The organism is Pseudomonas californiensis (assembly GCF_021147775.1).
Lineage (GTDB): Bacteria > Pseudomonadota > Gammaproteobacteria > Pseudomonadales > Pseudomonadaceae > Aquipseudomonas > Aquipseudomonas californiensis.
Map to the genome: position 1 here is coordinate 59286 of NZ_JAGTPK010000001.1, position 16725 is coordinate 76010.

Consider the following 16725-nt stretch of genomic DNA (forward strand, 5'->3'; position numbering starts at 1 on the left):
TGGTCGAAGCCATATTGTCAGAATCCGCGGCTCATACATCGGACCGAGTCCCCAGGCCCATGGCCTGACGTGCAAACCAGCGCTTGGCGGCCGGTAACAGATCAAGTCCCAGCAGGCCCAGGTTACGCCCGGTGGTCACGGCTGATTGAGTACTGCCGAACAGGCGCGTCACCTTGTCCGAGAAACCCACAGTCAACTGCTGGTCCAGACGCTGGCGCTCACGATAGGCCAGCAACGTTGCCAGATCGCCCAGCGGAGCATCGCTTTCGAGCAACGTTTCCGCCAGCGCATCCGCATCACGCAGAGACAGGTTGAAGCCCTGCCCGGCAATCGGGTGGAGGCTATGCGCGGCGTTACCCAGAATCACCAGGTGCGAACGTACCTGTTCCTCGGCCTCAACCAGCGCCAGCGGATAAACGTGCCGCGCGCCCACCTGGCGAAGGGTGCCCAGACGGTAGCCAAACACCCCCTGCAGCTCTTCAAGGAAGCTGCGGTCATCCAGTTCAGCAAGACGCTGGGTGTCATTGCCCTGTCGGGTCCAGACCAGCGCACAGCGGTTTTCCGGTAGTGGCAGCAACGCCATCGGCCCATCATCGGTGAAGCGCTCGAAGGCCTGCCCACAATGCGCTTCGCCGGGTGTGATGTTGGCGATCAGCGCGCTCTGGTCATAAGGCTGCTGGCGCACACCAATGCCCAGCTGTTCACGCAGGCTTGAGCGTCCACCATCGGCAAGTACTGCCAGATCGCATTCCAGTTCGGTTTCATCGGCCAGGGTCAGGCGATAACCGTCACTCAACGGCTGCATCTTCTTCACCTCAGCCGGCACGCGCCAACTGACGACGTCACGGTCCAGCGCTGCCCACAGGCTCTGGCCGAGCCACGCATTCTCGACCACGTAACCGAGCGCCGGAACGCCCTCTTCGATGGCCGACAAGCGAGTCGCGCCGAAGCGACCACGGTCTGACACCTGAATCTGCAAAATGGGTTCGGCACGCCGGGCAATCTGCTGCCAGGCACCAAGATGTTCGTAAATGCGCCGTGCACCGAACGACAATGCCGAGGAGCGGGCATCGTAACTTGGCTGGTAGATTTCACCTGGCGCGAAAGGCTCGATCAGCACAATTTTCCAACCGCGCGCCTTGGCACCAGCCTGCAACGCGAGCGCAAGGCTGGCGCCGACCAATCCGCCACCGACGATTGCGATATTGAAACGGCTCATGCGGCCTGTGCCTTTGCTGCGGCCATCAGGGCCTCGATCTCGGCAACGGTTTTGGGCACACCGCCGGACAGGATTTCACAGCCCTGCCTGGTTACAACTACGTCATCCTCGATTCGCACGCCAATACCTCGCCATTTCTTTGCGACATTCTGATTGTCGGGGGCCACATAAACCCCCGGCTCGACGGTCAGCGCCATACCGACTTCCAGTACTCGCCATTCGCCGCCAACCTTGTATTCGCCGACATCGTGCACATCCATGCCCAGCCAGTGTCCGGCGCGGTGCATGTAGAACGCCTTGAACGCTTCCTGCTCGATCAACGTGTCGACATCACCCTGCAACAGGCCCAGTTCAACAAGGCCCGCAGTAATAACCTGGACCGTGGCTTCATGGGCCTGGTTCCAATGCTTGCCCGGGCCGATGGCGTCAAACGCTGCCTGCTGGGACTTGAGCACCAGCTCATAGATGGCTTTCTGCTCGGGTGAAAATGTCCCGCTGACCGGAAATGTGCGTGTGATATCGCTGGCGTAGCAGTCGATCTCGCAACCAGCATCGATCAGTACCAGATCGCCCTCCTTGAGGGTCGCGTCGTTCTGCTGGTAATGCAGGATGCAGGCGTTGCGACCCGAGGCGACGATGGAGCCATAGGCGGGCATCTTTGCGCCGCCCTTGCGGAACTCGTAATCCAGTTCGGCTTCCAGGCTGAATTCGTGCAGACCTGCACGGCATGCCTGCATGGCTCGCACATGGGCGCGCGCAGAAATCTCCGCCGCACCGCGCATGACCTTGATCTCCGCAGCCGATTTATACAGCCGCATGTCATGCAGCAGGTGATCCAGTGCCACGAATTCATTGGGCGGCTGTGCGCCCAGATGCGCCTTGGAACGGATCACGTTGATCCATTCCATCAGATGCCGATCGAATTCAGGATTGCTGCCCATCGCCGAATAAACCCGGTCACGACCCTCGATCAACCCCGGCAGGATGTCGTCGATGTCATTGATCGGGAATGCATCGTTCGCACCGAAATCCCGGATCGCCCCTTCCTGACCGGCACGCAGCCCATCCCACAGCTCACGCTCCGGGTTGCGTTCACGGCAGAACAATACGTACTCGCCGTATTCGCGTCCCGGAATCAACACCACCACCGCTTCGGGCTCTGGAAAGCCACTCAGGTACTGGAAGTCGCTGTCCTGACGGTAGACGTGCTCGACATCACGATTGCGGATCGCCACAGCCGCCGCCGGCAGAATGGCGATGCTGTTGGGCTCCATCTGCGCCATCAGCGCCTTGCGTCGACGGGCATATTCGGACTTCGGTATGGACATCATTGGCAACGGGAGTCCTGATGGAGCGTACCGGCCTGGCTATTTCAGCCCTGACCGGTATCGCGATGATGGGCGATCAGTGCAGCGAAGGCTTGGGCTGCGGTACTTCAGGCTTGTTGCATTCGGTGAACAGCAACAGCGGGGCAACACGCAGGTACTCCATGACTTCCATGTAGTCGGTTTCGCCGTCTTCGGACTCTTCCAGCGCATCCTGGACCTGTGCGATGGCTGCCAGATCCTGCAGGACCTCGGTCGCCTCGATGCTCAGTACCTTGTCGCCCGCCGCCAGACCGAAGCCTGACAGAAAGCCCTGACACCATTGCCCCAGTGCCGCGGCACGTTCGGCCAATGGCTCGTCGTCGCCCGGTAACAACAGCACGACGGTCATGTCGTCGCTGGTGAGCTCGCCCTTGACCATCTCCTGCAAGCCGATCAGTGCCTGGCGAACGTTGTCTTCAGGCTCGGTTTCCAGCAGCACGGAGGCATCGGCAAACCAGGCTTCATTATCGAAACCGGCACCTGCGCAACTGCGGCCCAACAACAGGCCATGCAGCTCGGCGGGAGATACCTGGTGGCCACTGCCGTTGAGCAGGGTGGCGAATGCTTTGTACGGAGAATTCTGAATGGGCATGGGTAGCTAGTCGCCAAACGGCGCAATGTCTAGAATGAAGGCCTTGTATCCTAGACTATCCGCGCAACAAGATCATCAATACGGCGGTTCGAGCTTGAGCAAGTGCGTCGCTCCCCTGCCATTCATCAGAAAGTACTCAGTGGAAAACAATGGAAGACACCGACCTGCAAGCGCTGATGAAACGTGTGGAGTTGCTCCTCAAGTTTGCTGAGCAACTTAAAGCCCAAAACGCACTCCTATTAGCTCAGGAAAAGTCATGGCGCGAGGAACGCGCTCACCTCATTGAAAAGAACGAAATCGCCCGGCAGAAGGTCGAGTCAATGATTTCGCGCCTCAAGGCCTTGGAGCAAGACTCATGAGTAATGGCAACAGCGTGACCGTTCAAATCCTCGACAAGGAATACTCCATCATCTGCCCTCAGGAAGAGCGCACCAACCTGGTCAGCGCAGCGCGTTACCTGGACGGCAAGATGCGCGAAATCCGCAGCAGCGGCAAAGTCATCGGCGCCGACCGTATCGCCGTCATGGCGGCCTTGAACATCACCCACGATCTGTTGCACAAGCAGGATTTGCCTGACGTGCAGGCCAGCGGCTCGACGCGTGAACAGGTCCGCGACCTGCTCGACAAGGTCGATCTGGTGCTGGCTACAGACACGCCCGGCACACCTGATTCAACTCGGGGCTGATTATTTCGGGGCATTTCTGTATACTTGCACCGCTCCCTGGAGTGCTTGCCAGTCGGTCATGTCCCTGAGCCGATACGCACAACCACGGGGGTTGCACGTTGGGGTTGGTGTGCATGTCCGCTCGACGGAAAGCCTTAAAACCTCCTGCAATCTCCACCTTGAACTTTCGGGTTCAAGGGCTAAACCGACAGCGGTTCGTCGGGGAGTCCATATTCAATCCATTGCCAGCCCCAGCTGTCTGGCAATGTCGATCCCGCACCGGTTTCAACCTCACGGATCAGCCTGCATGACCTCCTGCTCATGATCAGCGCCCAAGCGCTTACGCGTCCGCAACTGCGTCGCCAGCTTCGTCAGGCGCGCCGGTCGCTGAGCCCCGTGCAGCAACGCAAGGCAGCTCGCGGTCTGTATCAACAACTGGCGCAACACCCACTGTTCCGGCGCGCGAAGCATGTTTCGCTGTACTTGCCGATGGACGGCGAAATCGACCCACGCCTGTTGTTGCGCGAGGCCCAGCGTCGCGGCAAAGCAACGTACCTGCCCGTACTCAACGCATGGCCGCGCACGCGCATGGTGTTTCAGCGCGTGCGTCCGGGCGAAAGATTCATTCCCAATCGTTTTCGAATCCCTGAGCCCCGTATAAACCGGGCGAAGCAGCGCCGCATCTGGGCACTCGACCTGATTCTGATGCCGCTGGTCGGTTTCGACGACGAGGGTGGGCGCCTCGGCATGGGCGGAGGCTTTTACGACCGCAGCCTGGCCTATCGCGCACGCAGAAATACATGGCATACGCCGGTGCTGTTAGGTCTGGCTCATGAATGTCAGAAGGTCGATCGATTGGCGCAAGCCAGTTGGGATGTGCCGCTTGACGCTACAGTGTCGGACACGCGCTGGTATCTGGCGCAGACGCTCTGATCGTTGAAGTCGCATTACGCGAGCATCCGTGATCAGAGCACTGGTGTGGCGGGAGTAACGTGGCAGAGTGGATGGATCAGTGCCTGCCGGGCACTTTTTGCTGTTGCTGAGTGATCTCGACCGGTGCATCGACCTTGCTGGACCACAGGCTCTGTGCATAACCCGTTGTCACGACACCCAAGCCAAACAAAATGACCAAAATCCATAGTAAATCTGGCTTGCGTTTCATTGACTGCCCTCCTTCGGCAAATCAATACGATGTCAGCATCGGTTTTGTGTGAGCCGTGCAGCAGCGTGGAGCTTTAAAGGCCGGCATTTTGCGGTAACGTGAACCAGTACGCAAATAGTGGCGCAAACCGACTGTCGGTTTGTCATCAAACTGCCCTGAACTTTTGTATGTGGAGTATGAGTAATGGCCTACTGGCTGATGAAGTCCGAGCCGGATGAGTTCTCGATCAGCGACCTGCAACGCGTGAGCGAGGCCCGCTGGGACGGCGTTCGCAACTATCAGGCCCGCAACTTTCTCAGAGCCATGGCTGTGGGTGACGAGTTCTTCTTCTACCACTCCAGTTGCCCTCAACCCGGCATCGCAGGTATCGCCAGAATCAGCAAAGCTGCCTACGCCGACCCGACTGCTCTCGACCCAAAGAGCCACTATCATGACGCCAAGGCCACCGAGGATAAAAACCCCTGGAGTGCCATTGATGTCGCGTTTGTGGAGTGCTTTCCGAAGGTGCTGGAACTGGCCTGCCTGAAACAGCAAACTGCTCTGGAGCAACTGCCTCTGGTTCAGAAAGGCAGCCGGCTCTCGGTAATGCCGGTCACGGCTGACCAATGGTCAGCCATCCTGGCGCTGCGTTGAACGCTCGTTACTGAACGATGAAGTTGTTGAAGAGCAAGTCTTCAACAACCGGCTTGCCTTCTTCATCGTTCATGACGCGCTGAACCTGCTTGAGCGCTTCCTGACGAATCGCTTCCTTCGCCTCGGCGCTGCTCATGCTGTCGACGGTCTGCTGCGTGAACAAGGCCGCCAGTTGGTTGCGGATCAGCGCATCGTTGCGCTTCACGGCGGCTTCGGCATCAGCGCCGGTCACACGCAACGCGATATCTGCCTTGTATACCCGTAGTTTCGGGCCGCCATCCAGAGCGTAATTGCCCACAAACGGTGGCGTCAGCGAAACATACGCCGCCTTCGGCGGACCTTCTTCCTTGGCTTCTTCAGCTTGCGCCAGTGCGGGCAGCGACAAGGCCAGCAACATCACGATCCACGCTTTCACGGTCCACTCCTTAATACGGTTTGCCACGTAGCTTACAGCTTATGTGCAGTTATCAGGACGGGTCATGCTCATTGACCTCGAAACCCGCTTAACTGACTTTATCGGCCATCAATGGAAAAGGAATAGCCCGATGAAAGCCCTGCTGTGCAAAGCCTTTGGTCCCGCCAACACGCTCGTGCTCGAAGAAGTGCCAGAGCCCATCATCAAAAAGAACGAAATCCTGCTCGACGTTCATGCCGCCGGGGTCAACTTTCCCGACACCCTGATCATTGAAGGCAAATACCAGTTCAAACCGCCCTTTCCGTTTTCACCGGGCGGCGAAGCTGCAGGGGTTATCTCGGCGGTCGGCGAAAAAGTCACCCACCTCAAGCCCGGCGACCGCGTCATGGCCCTCACCGGCTGGGGCAGCTTTGCCGAACAGGTCGCCGTCCCGAATTACAACGTCCTGCCCGTCCCCGAAAAAATGGACTTCACCACTGCTGCCGCTTTCAGCATGACCTACGGCACGTCCATGCACGCCCTCAAGCAGCGCGCCAACCTGCAACCCGGCGAAACCCTGCTGGTGCTCGGTGCCTCGGGCGGTGTTGGTCTGGCGGCCGTAGAGATCGGCAAAGCGCTGGGCGCCCGCGTCATCGCCGCCGCCAGCACCGCTGAAAAACTCGAGACCGCCAGAAGCGCGGGCGCCGACGAACTCATCAACTACACCGAAACCAACCTCAAGGACGAGATCAAACGCCTCACCAACGGCAACGGCGCCGATGTGATCTACGACCCGGTCGGCGGCGACCTCTTCGACCAGGCCATCCGCGCCATCGCCTGGAACGGCCGCTTGCTGGTCGTCGGCTTCGCCAGCGGCCGCATCCCCGAACTGCCGGTCAACCTGGCCTTGCTCAAAGGCGCTTCGGTTGTGGGGGTGTTCTGGGGTTCCTTTGCACAGCGTCAACCGCAGGATAACGCCGCGAACTTCAAGCAGCTGTTTGCGTGGTTTGAGGAAGGGAAGTTGAAGCCGCTTGTGTCGGAGGTGTATCCGCTGGAGCGGGGCGGCGAGGCGATTGATTTGTTGGGGGGAAGGCGGGCTGTGGGGAAGGTGGTGATAAGCGTGAAAAACCAAATTTAAAATATCTATATACATCGGGAGTGCATGAAAAACCAAACAACATAGCCATACAGAAAGGAGAACTGTATGGCTATCAGAAACAAAAGACAAACCAACTTATTAAAGGACACATCCACCGGGACTGTAAACATTAGTCACGGCAGCTCATCAAAACCGCAGAATACGGGCTTTTTCGGGAGCAGTTTCACCAATACGGGTTCCTCTAGCCGTAAGAGACGACGCAGGCGATTGCATGCCCGCGCACAGCAGGCTGCCCGAGCAATAGCTGAGGCCGAAGCCATCGCACAGGCCGAGCGGCAAGCTCAGGAACATGCGCAGAGCCTGGCAAGGGCGCAACATGAACGTGAAGAACGAGTAAAAGCCGAAGAAACAGCGAGAGCCCATGCAGAAGCTGTTGCACGTGCCCAAGCCGAGAAAGAACAAGTATACCGACACACTATCAACTTGCTGACCGATTCTTTTCGAATTGAAAGTCAGGATATAGCACGACACTACACAACGAAGTCTGCGAGCTTATCCGAGTCGATAGCGCAGGAAGTTGGCCTGGTTGATTCGCAACGGGCTCCACATACCGGGCAGCAGGCACTCGATCTCATCCTTCAAGAGAAAGCGCAGATCAACTACTTGATCGCCATGAAGAGCGCTGATCGAAACGCAATAAATAATGCACTTACTGCAAGTGGTACAGGCGTAGGCAATCCAGATTCAGGCCAGTACAAACATTTTCTTGAAACCCATAGCAACGGTGATGCAAATCTTTCACATCAGCTTCATCGACGCTGGATAGACGCCTATACGCAGACCCAACAGTCGCAGCTGCTTTCACAAGCCATCGCATTACTCGAAGAACGATCTACCCAACTCTCCACACAGCATGCCGAGTTATCGTACACCTTCAGAACGGCCAAAGAGATAGAGGAATCCGTTTCTGCGAAACAGGCCAACACTCTCTGGAAGGCCGTAGCACCTCCCGCGCTGTCGGCAACCACTGCAGGGATCGATACGGTACAGACAAGGGCGGCCCAGCTGGCGAAGGAATATTTTGTTCGAATCGCTTCAAAGGCATTCACACGCAATGCAGGTCTCGCGCTAGCCGCTTATGCGCCGACCCTGGGCGATGCCGAGCGACCCTCGCCCGTAGTCGGTACGCCCCTTTCACAGCTCAATTTGCCTGAAACACTGGACCTGGCTTACGTCGCCAGTGTGGGCGGTGCCATTGATGTACCTCATCGACTGGTCGAATCCATCAATGGTGAACGCACGCTCGCGCAGTGGACGGCAACCGATGGAGTAAAACTCGGCACGAAGGTTCGTGTACGAACATTCACCTACAACGCCCAGAACAACACCTATGAATTTATCCGAGATGGTGAATCCACACCGGCACTGATCTGGACCCCAATAGCACGACCGGCTGACAGCTCGACTGTCTCGCCCGTGAATCCACCAGCGCTGCCTGCTGATCCAGGCAGCACCGTGTCTCCGGTCGCTCCCGAGCTGGAGACGTACCCGGCAATCGATCGAAACGATCCTGATGACTACATTCTCGTATCGCCGATTGACTCAGGGCTGCCAGACACCTATCTGCTATTCAAGGACCCGAGGTCGATTCCTGGGGTAGCGAGCGGGTATGGGGAGTCAATAGTCGGGATTTGGTTGGGTGAAAAAACGAGGGCGGACGGCGCCTCAATTCCTTCACATATCGCAGATCAACTTCGCGGAAAACGATTTGCTCACTTTGACCTTCTGAGGAAAGCAATTTGGACCGCTATCGCTAACGATTCCGAATTGAGCAAACAGCTATCCCAGCATAACCTTAACGCAATGCGTGATGGCGGCTCACCTTATCCAAGATTGGTCGACCAAGTCGGAGGTCGTACGAAATTCGAAATCCATCATAAAAACCACGTTGCAAACGGAGGCGCAGTATACGACTTCGACAATCTAGTTATCATGACACCAAAGCAACATATTGATCACCACAGGAGCAAGAAAAATGATCTTTAAAGACCGAATAGAAGATTACACCGAAGAAGAGTTTCTAGAATTCCTGAAAGGGCTCTCCTCCGAACACAGCCAACTTCGTGGCGAAGAATTTATTAAGCATATGGATCGCTCAATTGAGCATTTTGTAAAAATCACAGAACACCCCGCACAAACTGACGTAATATTTTATCCTGAGAACGATCAAGAGGATAGCCCTGAAGGCATCCTCAATACCATCAAAAAATGGCGAGCCAAGAACGGCAAGCCAGGATTCAAAAAAGCCCACTGAATCTATTACAACCAATACCAATTACTTACACCTCAGCAAAGATGATTATAAGGATTTAAACCATGGAAGAATTAAATCATCACCTGCAACAACTACCCAATTTTTTGCAGGCAGAACTTGCCGCTCACATTGGCAGCTTGAGCGGACTTGAATACACAGGGATTACCGAGCGATACATACACACAGCCTTTCATCTTATTAACAGCAAGCGAGCACCGTTGCAGCAAGCGCACATCGATAACGTACATTTCATGTGGGGTGATGTTCGCTCTGCGAAAGTCGATATGGAAAACAGAGCCTTGTTACGCAGCTTGCCGGGGGGTGGCCAGACCGACTTATACTCCATGACGGTCGATGCTGATTTTCATCTGCAGAGCATTCGCTTTCTAAACGAGTTCAAAGCAGGCCTCGAATCGTTACACGGCAGGCTTAAAGAGCAGCAACGCCAGCATGCCGTGCTTGTCGCTCAAGAAGCCGCACGCCGTGCAGCCGAAGATGCTGCTCGGGCGCGAATTCAGGCGGAAGAAGCTGCCCGGCGCATGGCAGAAGAACACGCCGCGCAGCAGCGTGCCCGAGAGGCCGCACTGCAACTCGCACAACGCCAGATTGAAGAGGCAGCGCGCGTAGTTGCACATGGAAAAGCCGAGGAGGCCCTAAGGCTGGCATCAGAATCAGTACGTACAGCGGAAGCGATGCTGGGGCCTGAGGCAATAAAGGAAATAGGTGTTGCCCTGAACGCACTCAAAAATGCCATTGAGTTTGCGGTTACAGAATGCTCAAACGCACTGAGTGCTCAAGGCGTGTCCAATGCTGAGCATTTTGAAGCCGTGGGCAAAATGAAAGTATTTGACTAACTGACAGCCGTAGACGCCAGGTCGTGATTTCGTCGTCCGAACTGGCGTCACGTTCCAGCAGCTTCCTTTAAAATGACTGCCGAACACGCTCCGGCAAATGGTCCGCATATCGCCGCCCAGGATTATCCCGACAACTCGCGATTACCGTCGGCACCGCCTGAAGCAAATCACGCACCAAGGCATCGCGTTCGTCCAGAGACAGAAACAGTTGTGCGACGGGGCCGCTGGACAGGTAACGCTCAGTCCTGAGAAACACGTCCAGCTCGTAAGGCGCATGCGTGCCAAGCGAGTCTTTCTGCCTTGACTCACGATTGATCTGGCTGCACATCACCTTCCTGAGATCAGCGTTTTCATTCAGCGGAGGACGAGAAGGCACCGCTTCAGCGAACTGATAGGTCACGGTCACGTTTTCGCCTTCGGGATGGGAAGCGGGAGGCTCCCACGCCTCGAAGCGCCACTGCTCGACGACGTGTTTGGCGGCAGCATTGATGGCTGGATTGGTGGTGTTCAGAACCTCAAGGAACCGGACTTCTCCGCTAGCCTTGATGAATACCCGTACGCTGACATCGACGCCGGTCACTGCTGAAAGGCGCAGGCTGCGCGGGTATTCAATATCAGGCAGATGACGCGGGACGAGATAGGAAGGCAGACCGTGTGCGACGCCGGCCAGACTAAGCAGCAACCACGCCGCGTGGAGTTTGAGCCTCATTCAACGAGCCTCCTGCGTCAGCCCGACGGAAAAGCCCGGCTCAGCCGTCCCGACCAACAGCGCCTTGATCGATGCAGGCAGGTAGTCGCCGTAGCGGTGATCAGGGTTGTGTTCACAGTGACTGACAATCATCGGGATCGAATCACTCAACTGCTCAAGCAACGCCTTGCGCTCGTGCTCTGTATGGCGATGCGCAACATGGCTGCTGAACAGCACTTGGCCGGTGTACCAGAACACATCAACTTTGCTCAATGATTCGTCGGGGGAGTCCTGCCGGACGGACTGCACTTCGTGATTGAGGTAGCCGCAGCGAATGTCGCCCAACCCTACACTGACCTCTGTATTGAAACGTCGGTACCCGTGGGAACCAAAAATCACCGGCACGGTAATGCTGGTGAACGGCGGCGCACCGACGGTGCCGATCCAGGGTTTATAGCGCCATTCCCTGAGCGTTTGCTCCACAGACGACGTCATGAGCGGATGCCCACTTTCAAACGCCTTTGCTTCATGCACTGAGCCGTCGGACTTGATCACCAGTTGAGCACGCACCTTTCCGGCGTAGCGGGCTTTCACCAGTTCGACGGGAAACGCTGGCTGGGGCGTGTACATCGGCACCAGAAACGCTTCTGCTGCGTAAATCGGCAGCGCCATCAACGCCATTGAAACCACCAGAATAACCACAATCCACTTCATCAAAACCCCTGCTCATCGCGACGTAACTGCCCGCATGGCATCCATGTCGCGATACTAGAAGGGGCCTCTATAAACATATAAGGACACGATTTCTTATACGGCCGTAGGACCGCTCCTGTTCACCAGCTGAATCGTTAAACCTTCTGTGCGTTCGTAAAACAACATGCGAGACCGCCTGTTTAGGGGTGTATTTCAGCCAAAAGGCAGTGCTTTTTTCTGTAATGAAAATGTAATATTCACTTTCGCAAAAAAACAATAACCAGGAGCTTCTCCATGTTTGGGTTTTTCCGCCCCGCCAGGCACCAGGCACCCCTTCCCGAAGAAAAGGTCGACAGCACGTATCGCCGTCTGCGCTGGCAGATCTTCGCTGGTATTTTTATCGGCTATGCCGGTTACTACCTGCTGCGTAAAAACTTCTCGCTGGCGATGCCTTACCTGATCGATGAGGGCTACGCGCGCGGCCAGCTGGGCGTGGCGATGTCGGCTATTGCGATTGCGTATGGCTTGTCGAAATTCCTGATGGGGATCATCTCCGACCGCTCCAACCCGCGCTATTTCCTGCCGTTCGGTTTGCTGGTGTCGGCCGGGATCATGTTCATCTTCGGTTTTGCGCCGTGGGCGACGTCCAGCGTCACGATCATGTTCGTGCTGCTGTTCATCAATGGCTGGGCACAAGGCATGGGCTGGCCGCCGAGCGGGCGGACGATGGTGCACTGGTGGTCGCAGAAAGAACGCGGCGGTGTGGTGTCGGTGTGGAACGTGGCGCACAACGTCGGTGGCGGCCTGATCGGTCCACTGTTCCTGCTGGGCATGGGCTGGACCAATGACTGGCACGCGGCATTCTACGTCCCGGCGGCCGTTGCCTTGCTGGTTGCCGTGTTTGCGTTTGCAACCATGCGTGACACGCCGCAATCGGTAGGCTTGCCGCCGATCGAGCACTACAAGAACGATTACCCGGAAGGCTACGATGCCAGCCACGAAGACGAATTCAGCGCCAAGGAAATCTTCGTCAAATACGTGCTGCGCAATAAATTCCTGTGGTACATCGCGATGGCGAACGTGTTTGTCTACCTGCTGCGTTATGGCGTGCTGGACTGGGCACCGACTTACCTGAAGGAAGCCAAACATTTCACGGTCGACAAGACCTCGTGGGCTTACTTCCTGTATGAGTGGGCCGGTATTCCGGGCACGCTGCTGTGCGGCTGGATGTCGGACAAGATCTTCAAGGGCAACCGTGGCCTGACCGGCATGGTGTTCATGTTTCTGGTGACCATCGCGACGCTGGTGTACTGGCTAAACCCTGAAGGCAACCCGACGGTCGATATGATCGCTCTGGTCTCGATCGGCTTCCTGATCTACGGCCCGGTGATGCTGATCGGTCTGCAGGCGCTGGAACTGGCACCGAAGAAGGCTGCTGGTACCGCAGCTGGCTTTACAGGGCTGTTCGGTTACCTGGGTGGCTCGGTCGCAGCCAGTGCCGCGATGGGTTACACCGTGGACCACTTCGGCTGGGACGGCGGCTTCGTGTTGCTGATCGGCGCTTGTATCCTGGCGATGGTGTTTCTGGCACCTACGTTGCGCCACAAGCAGATCGCAAGTACATCACGCGATACCAAAGCCTGATACCAGAAGCCTGACCTCAGACGGCTTCTGACCAGCAGCGCTTGAGCCGCGCCTCCAGATTCAGGTCTGGCATGGCGTGGCTACGCAGGGCCAGGGCCGTCTGTTCGACGTATTCGCGGGTGGTTCCGTACCGCCCGCTGGCGCTGGCCAGCACCTGGCTCAGCACGCTGTCTGGCAGGTTGCCTGCGTAGCTCGGCAAATGCCGCTCCAGCACAAACCCCAACGCTTGCACACGTCTGCCATCTTCAAGTCGGCAGTTGAGCCAGTGTGGGCGATATGAGGGATAAGGCATTTCCCGTTGCCACAGTGCCAGCAGCGACTCTTCCAGGCATTCATCCGGCAGACGGTAGGCGAAACCCGTGCACGAACCGCCACGGTCCAGGCCGAATACCAGCCCAGGCACCTCTGGCGTGCCGCGATGCTCGTGTGACCACAGATAAAGCCCGCGATGGTAACCATGCACACGCCCACGCTGTTGCTCGACAGCGGTGCATTCGGGGCGCCAGATCAGTGATCCGTAAGCGAACAGCCAGACCGGGCCGCCTTTGTGCTGCAGCATGGTGGCTTTCATGGATGCGAGCAGTTGCTCGCGAGTCAATTGCGGACCCATATCAATAACAGGCGGGTACGTCAGGCCGAGACCGTCGTGCACAGCGGCGGCCAATTCGTTGATTGGATTCTCCATTTGCCTCCCTGACAGCTTGGCTGCCAGTCTTTACCGAGCCCTGCTGACTCACTCATGGGCGAGCGACATCAGGGTGTCGTGGTGCGGTTTTGTTGCTGCAGACCCAGTGCCTGCCTTGTCAAAGCCCATACGGCGATGATTTGACATCGCCATATGCTTTAAACGGATGAAGCAATTTGCAATCCAGCTGTATGGCCGTTAGTCAGGCTTTATGGGCGCGGTGCATAAGCAAACACATCGGCGCGCATCTGATGAGCATCCATCCCGGCGCTGACCAGTGCGTCGAGTGTGCCATAAATCATCGCAGGCGAGCCGCTGGCATAGACATGAACGGATGACAGATCTTTCATGTCATCGCAGACCGCCTCATGCAGCATGCCGCAACGTCCTTCCCAGCCACACAAATCACTGACGACCTTGTGCAGGAAGAGGTTGGGCAGCTTCGTCCATTCATCCCAGTGGCTGACGTCGTAGAAATCCTCTGGCCGCCGCACGCCCCAATACAGATGAACCGGGTGAGTGAACCCTTTGGCACGGCAGTGCTCGATCAGGCTGTTCATCTGCGCCATGCCGGTTCCGGCAGCTATCAGCACCAGCGGACCGTTGGGCAGTTCGGCCAGATGGGTGTCGCCGAAGGGCAGCTCGACACGCGCCATCCGGTTGCGCTGAAGTTGCTCGATCAGACTGCGTGCGCTGTCTTCTCGAACCAGCACGTGTAGCTCAATATCGCGGCCTTGATGAGGCGCTGAGGCGATGGAGAACGCTGACTTCTCGCCGTTCTCACGCTCGATCATGAGGTACTGCCCGGCGTGGTAGCGCGGCGCCTTGCCTGCGGGTGCACGCAGGCCGATACGCCAGACATCTCCGCCGATCTCGACACATTCGCTGAGCTGGCAGGCAAAGCTGCGCACGGGTAGTTCGCCTTTGGCCAGCACGCCATCCCATAGCACCACACAGTCTTCCAGTGGCTCAGCCAGGCAGGTGTAAACCTCACCATGGTTATGTTCCTGTCCGGACTGCAGGACCCGTCCCTCGACCAGCAAGGCCGAGCAGACATGGCAGTTACCGTTACGGCAGCTATGCGGGCATTCATAGCCCAGACGCTGTGCTGCGTCGAGAATTCGCTCGCCCGGCAAGGTTTCCAGCACCGCACCTGACGGCTGCAAGGTTACACGCATCAATCTATACCCAGCTGAGACCAGATTTCATCAACCCGGCGTGTGGTGGCTTCGTCCTTGACGATTGCCCTGCCCCATTCCCGGGTGGTTTCCCCTGGCCACTTGTTGGTGGCGTCGAGCCCCATTTTCGAGCCCAGCCCGGACACCGGCGAGGCGAAGTCCAGGTAGTCGATAGGCGTATTGTCGATCATCACGGTATCGCGCTTGGGGTCCATGCGTGTTGTGATGGCCCAGATCACGTCGTTCCAGTCACGGGCGTTGATGTCGTCGTCGGTCACGATCACAAACTTGGTGTACATGAACTGCCGCAGGAACGACCAGACGCCCAGCATCACGCGTTTGGCATGGCCGGGATACTGCTTCTTGATGGTCACGACGGCCATGCGATACGAACAGCCTTCGGGCGGCAGGTAGAAATCAACGATCTCCGGAAACTGCTTTTGCAGGATCGGCACGAACACTTCGTTCAAGGCGACACCCAGAATGGCCGGCTCATCAGGCGGACGGCCGGTGTAGGTGCTGTGGTAGATAGGTTTGACGCGGTGTGTGATGCGCTCGACGGTCAGCACCGGGAAGCTGTCGACCTCGTTGTAATAGCCTGTGTGGTCGCCATAAGGGCCTTCAGGCGCCATTTCGCCCGGATGGATCACACCTTCCAGCACGATTTCGGCGCTGGCAGGCACTTGCAGGTTGCTGCCCCGGCACTTGATCAGTTCGGTACGCGAGCCGCGCAGCAGGCCGGCAAACGCGTATTCGGACAGGCTGTCCGGCACAGGCGTCACAGCGCCAAGAATGGTCGCCGGGTCTGCACCCAGCGCGACGGCAACCGGGTAAGGCTCACCGGGATGCTTGACGCACCAGTCTCTGAAGTCCAGTGCGCCGCCACGGTGGCTCAACCAGCGCATGATGATCTTGTTGCGGCCAATCACTTGCTGGCGATAGATACCGAGGTTCTGACGCTCCTTGTTCGGCCCTTTGGTGACGGTCAGGCCCCAGGTGATCAGCGGCGCGACGTCCCCTGGCCAGCAAGTCTGGACCGGCAGCATGCCGAGGTCCACGTCATCACCTTCGATGACGATCTCCTGGCAAGGTGCGTCCTTGACGACCTTGGGCGCCATGGCAATGACTTTTCTGAAAATAGGCAGCTTGGACCAGGCGTCTTTAAGACCCTTGGGTGGCTCGGGCTCTTTCAGGAAGGCCAGCAGCTTGCCTATCTCGCGAAGCTCGCTGACAGCCTCGGCGCCCATGCCCATGGCCACGCGCTCGGGCGTTCCGAACAGATTGCCGAGCACCGGAATGTCGAAGCCGACCGGTTTTTCGAATAACAGGGCCGGGCCTTTTGCACGCAGGGTGCGGTCGCAGATCTCGGTCATTTCCAGCACGGGCGAAATCGGCATCTGAATGCGTCTCAACTCTCCGCGCTGCTCAAGCTGCTGCACGAAATCCCTTAGATCTTTGAATTTCATTAACCCGGCCACTTATCCAAATAGACGCACATCCTACCTGCTCCAGCTCGTCAAGGCAGCTAATCACCGGCAT

The 16725-nt window shown here is 57.4% G+C and carries 19 protein-coding genes and 1 other RNA gene; 10 read left to right on the plus strand and 10 right to left on the minus strand.

Annotated features, from left to right (window positions below; genetic code table 11):
- Positions 1 to 31: 31 nt before the first annotated feature.
- The 3 genes from ubiH to KDX37_RS00310 all read right to left on the minus strand — a co-directional run bounded on the left by ubiH (position 32) and on the right by KDX37_RS00310 (position 3178).
- The gene (ubiH, locus tag KDX37_RS00300) at positions 32 to 1219 is read right to left on the minus strand and encodes a 2-octaprenyl-6-methoxyphenyl hydroxylase (protein ID WP_231650580.1); all 1188 of its coding nucleotides are present in this window, start codon (positions 1217 to 1219) and stop codon (positions 32 to 34) included.
- On the minus strand, positions 1216 to 2550 hold the full coding sequence (gene pepP / locus KDX37_RS00305; protein WP_231650581.1) for a Xaa-Pro aminopeptidase: 1335 nt from the start codon (positions 2548 to 2550) through the stop codon (positions 1216 to 1218). The genes ubiH and pepP overlap by 4 nt, the downstream gene beginning before the upstream one ends.
- A gap of 73 nt (positions 2551 to 2623) precedes the next feature.
- Complete coding sequence (locus KDX37_RS00310; RefSeq protein ID WP_231650582.1) at positions 2624 to 3178, minus strand: YecA/YgfB family protein; 555 nt, start codon at positions 3176 to 3178, stop codon at positions 2624 to 2626.
- A 149-nt stretch (positions 3179 to 3327) separates the two neighbouring features.
- On the opposite strand from KDX37_RS00310, the gene KDX37_RS00315 reads away from it, so the two are divergent.
- The 4 genes from KDX37_RS00315 to KDX37_RS00330 all read left to right on the plus strand — a co-directional run bounded on the left by KDX37_RS00315 (position 3328) and on the right by KDX37_RS00330 (position 4775).
- Positions 3328 to 3537 (plus strand): TIGR02449 family protein, encoded by a 210-nt coding sequence (locus tag KDX37_RS00315; RefSeq protein ID WP_231650584.1) that lies wholly within the window; start codon positions 3328 to 3330, stop codon positions 3535 to 3537.
- Positions 3534 to 3863: a cell division protein ZapA gene (locus tag KDX37_RS00320; RefSeq protein WP_004886792.1), complete on the plus strand. Its 330-nt coding sequence runs from the start codon at positions 3534 to 3536 to the stop codon at positions 3861 to 3863. The genes KDX37_RS00315 and KDX37_RS00320 overlap by 4 nt, the downstream gene beginning before the upstream one ends.
- A gap of 30 nt (positions 3864 to 3893) precedes the next feature.
- Positions 3894 to 4072: non-coding RNA, 6S RNA (ssrS, locus tag KDX37_RS00325), on the plus strand.
- A 91-nt stretch (positions 4073 to 4163) separates the two neighbouring features.
- Entirely contained in the window at positions 4164 to 4775 is a 612-nt protein-coding gene (locus tag KDX37_RS00330) for a 5-formyltetrahydrofolate cyclo-ligase (protein WP_231650585.1), read from the plus strand.
- A 76-nt stretch (positions 4776 to 4851) separates the two neighbouring features.
- On the opposite strand, the gene KDX37_RS00335 is transcribed toward KDX37_RS00330, so the two are convergent.
- On the minus strand, positions 4852 to 5004 hold the full coding sequence (locus KDX37_RS00335) for a hypothetical protein (protein WP_231650587.1): 153 nt from the start codon (positions 5002 to 5004) through the stop codon (positions 4852 to 4854).
- A gap of 183 nt (positions 5005 to 5187) precedes the next feature.
- Between KDX37_RS00335 and KDX37_RS00340 the strand changes: the two genes are divergently transcribed.
- Positions 5188 to 5637, plus strand: a complete 450-nt coding sequence (locus KDX37_RS00340) for an EVE domain-containing protein (protein ID WP_231650589.1) — start codon at positions 5188 to 5190, stop codon at positions 5635 to 5637.
- A gap of 7 nt (positions 5638 to 5644) precedes the next feature.
- Here the strand turns inward: KDX37_RS00340 and KDX37_RS00345 are convergent, their stop codons facing one another.
- Positions 5645 to 6052 carry a flagellar basal body-associated protein FliL gene (locus KDX37_RS00345; protein WP_231650591.1) on the minus strand — a complete coding sequence of 136 codons (408 nt, stop codon included), beginning with the start codon at positions 6050 to 6052 and terminating at the stop codon, positions 5645 to 5647.
- Between the two features lie 130 nt (positions 6053 to 6182).
- Between KDX37_RS00345 and KDX37_RS00350 the strand changes: the two genes are divergently transcribed.
- From KDX37_RS00350 to KDX37_RS00365, 4 genes are all read left to right on the plus strand, one after another.
- The gene (locus KDX37_RS00350) at positions 6183 to 7169 is read left to right on the plus strand and encodes an NADPH:quinone oxidoreductase family protein (protein WP_231650996.1); all 987 of its coding nucleotides are present in this window, start codon (positions 6183 to 6185) and stop codon (positions 7167 to 7169) included.
- 66 nt (positions 7170 to 7235) lie between these two features.
- The gene (locus KDX37_RS00355; protein ID WP_231650592.1) at positions 7236 to 9176 is read left to right on the plus strand and encodes an S-type pyocin domain-containing protein; all 1941 of its coding nucleotides are present in this window, start codon (positions 7236 to 7238) and stop codon (positions 9174 to 9176) included.
- Positions 9166 to 9444, plus strand: coding sequence for a bacteriocin immunity protein (locus KDX37_RS00360; RefSeq protein WP_231650594.1), 279 nt, complete (start codon positions 9166 to 9168; stop codon positions 9442 to 9444). The genes KDX37_RS00355 and KDX37_RS00360 overlap by 11 nt, the downstream gene beginning before the upstream one ends.
- Before the next feature lie 62 nt (positions 9445 to 9506).
- The gene (locus tag KDX37_RS00365) at positions 9507 to 10298 is read left to right on the plus strand and encodes a hypothetical protein (protein WP_231650596.1); all 792 of its coding nucleotides are present in this window, start codon (positions 9507 to 9509) and stop codon (positions 10296 to 10298) included.
- A gap of 67 nt (positions 10299 to 10365) precedes the next feature.
- On the opposite strand, the gene KDX37_RS00370 is transcribed toward KDX37_RS00365, so the two are convergent.
- A complete protein-coding gene (locus KDX37_RS00370; RefSeq protein ID WP_231650597.1) occupies positions 10366 to 11007 on the minus strand; it encodes a TonB family protein in 642 nt (213 codons plus the stop codon).
- On the minus strand, positions 11008 to 11700 hold the full coding sequence (locus KDX37_RS00375; protein ID WP_231650599.1) for an energy transducer TonB: 693 nt from the start codon (positions 11698 to 11700) through the stop codon (positions 11008 to 11010). It abuts the gene before it with no gap.
- 273 nt (positions 11701 to 11973) lie between these two features.
- On the opposite strand from KDX37_RS00375, the gene glpT reads away from it, so the two are divergent.
- A complete protein-coding gene (gene glpT, locus KDX37_RS00380) occupies positions 11974 to 13323 on the plus strand; it encodes a glycerol-3-phosphate transporter (RefSeq protein ID WP_231650601.1) in 1350 nt (449 codons plus the stop codon).
- Positions 13324 to 13339: 16 nt separating this feature from the next.
- Here the strand turns inward: glpT and KDX37_RS00385 are convergent, their stop codons facing one another.
- From KDX37_RS00385 to ubiD, 3 genes are all read right to left on the minus strand, one after another.
- Complete coding sequence (locus KDX37_RS00385) at positions 13340 to 14008, minus strand: gamma-glutamylcyclotransferase (protein WP_231650603.1); 669 nt, start codon at positions 14006 to 14008, stop codon at positions 13340 to 13342.
- A gap of 209 nt (positions 14009 to 14217) precedes the next feature.
- Complete coding sequence (locus KDX37_RS00390) at positions 14218 to 15186, minus strand: CDP-6-deoxy-delta-3,4-glucoseen reductase (protein ID WP_231650604.1); 969 nt, start codon at positions 15184 to 15186, stop codon at positions 14218 to 14220.
- The gene (ubiD, locus tag KDX37_RS00395; protein WP_231650605.1) at positions 15186 to 16652 is read right to left on the minus strand and encodes a 4-hydroxy-3-polyprenylbenzoate decarboxylase; all 1467 of its coding nucleotides are present in this window, start codon (positions 16650 to 16652) and stop codon (positions 15186 to 15188) included. The genes KDX37_RS00390 and ubiD overlap by 1 nt, the downstream gene beginning before the upstream one ends.
- Positions 16653 to 16725: the final 73 nt, after the last annotated feature.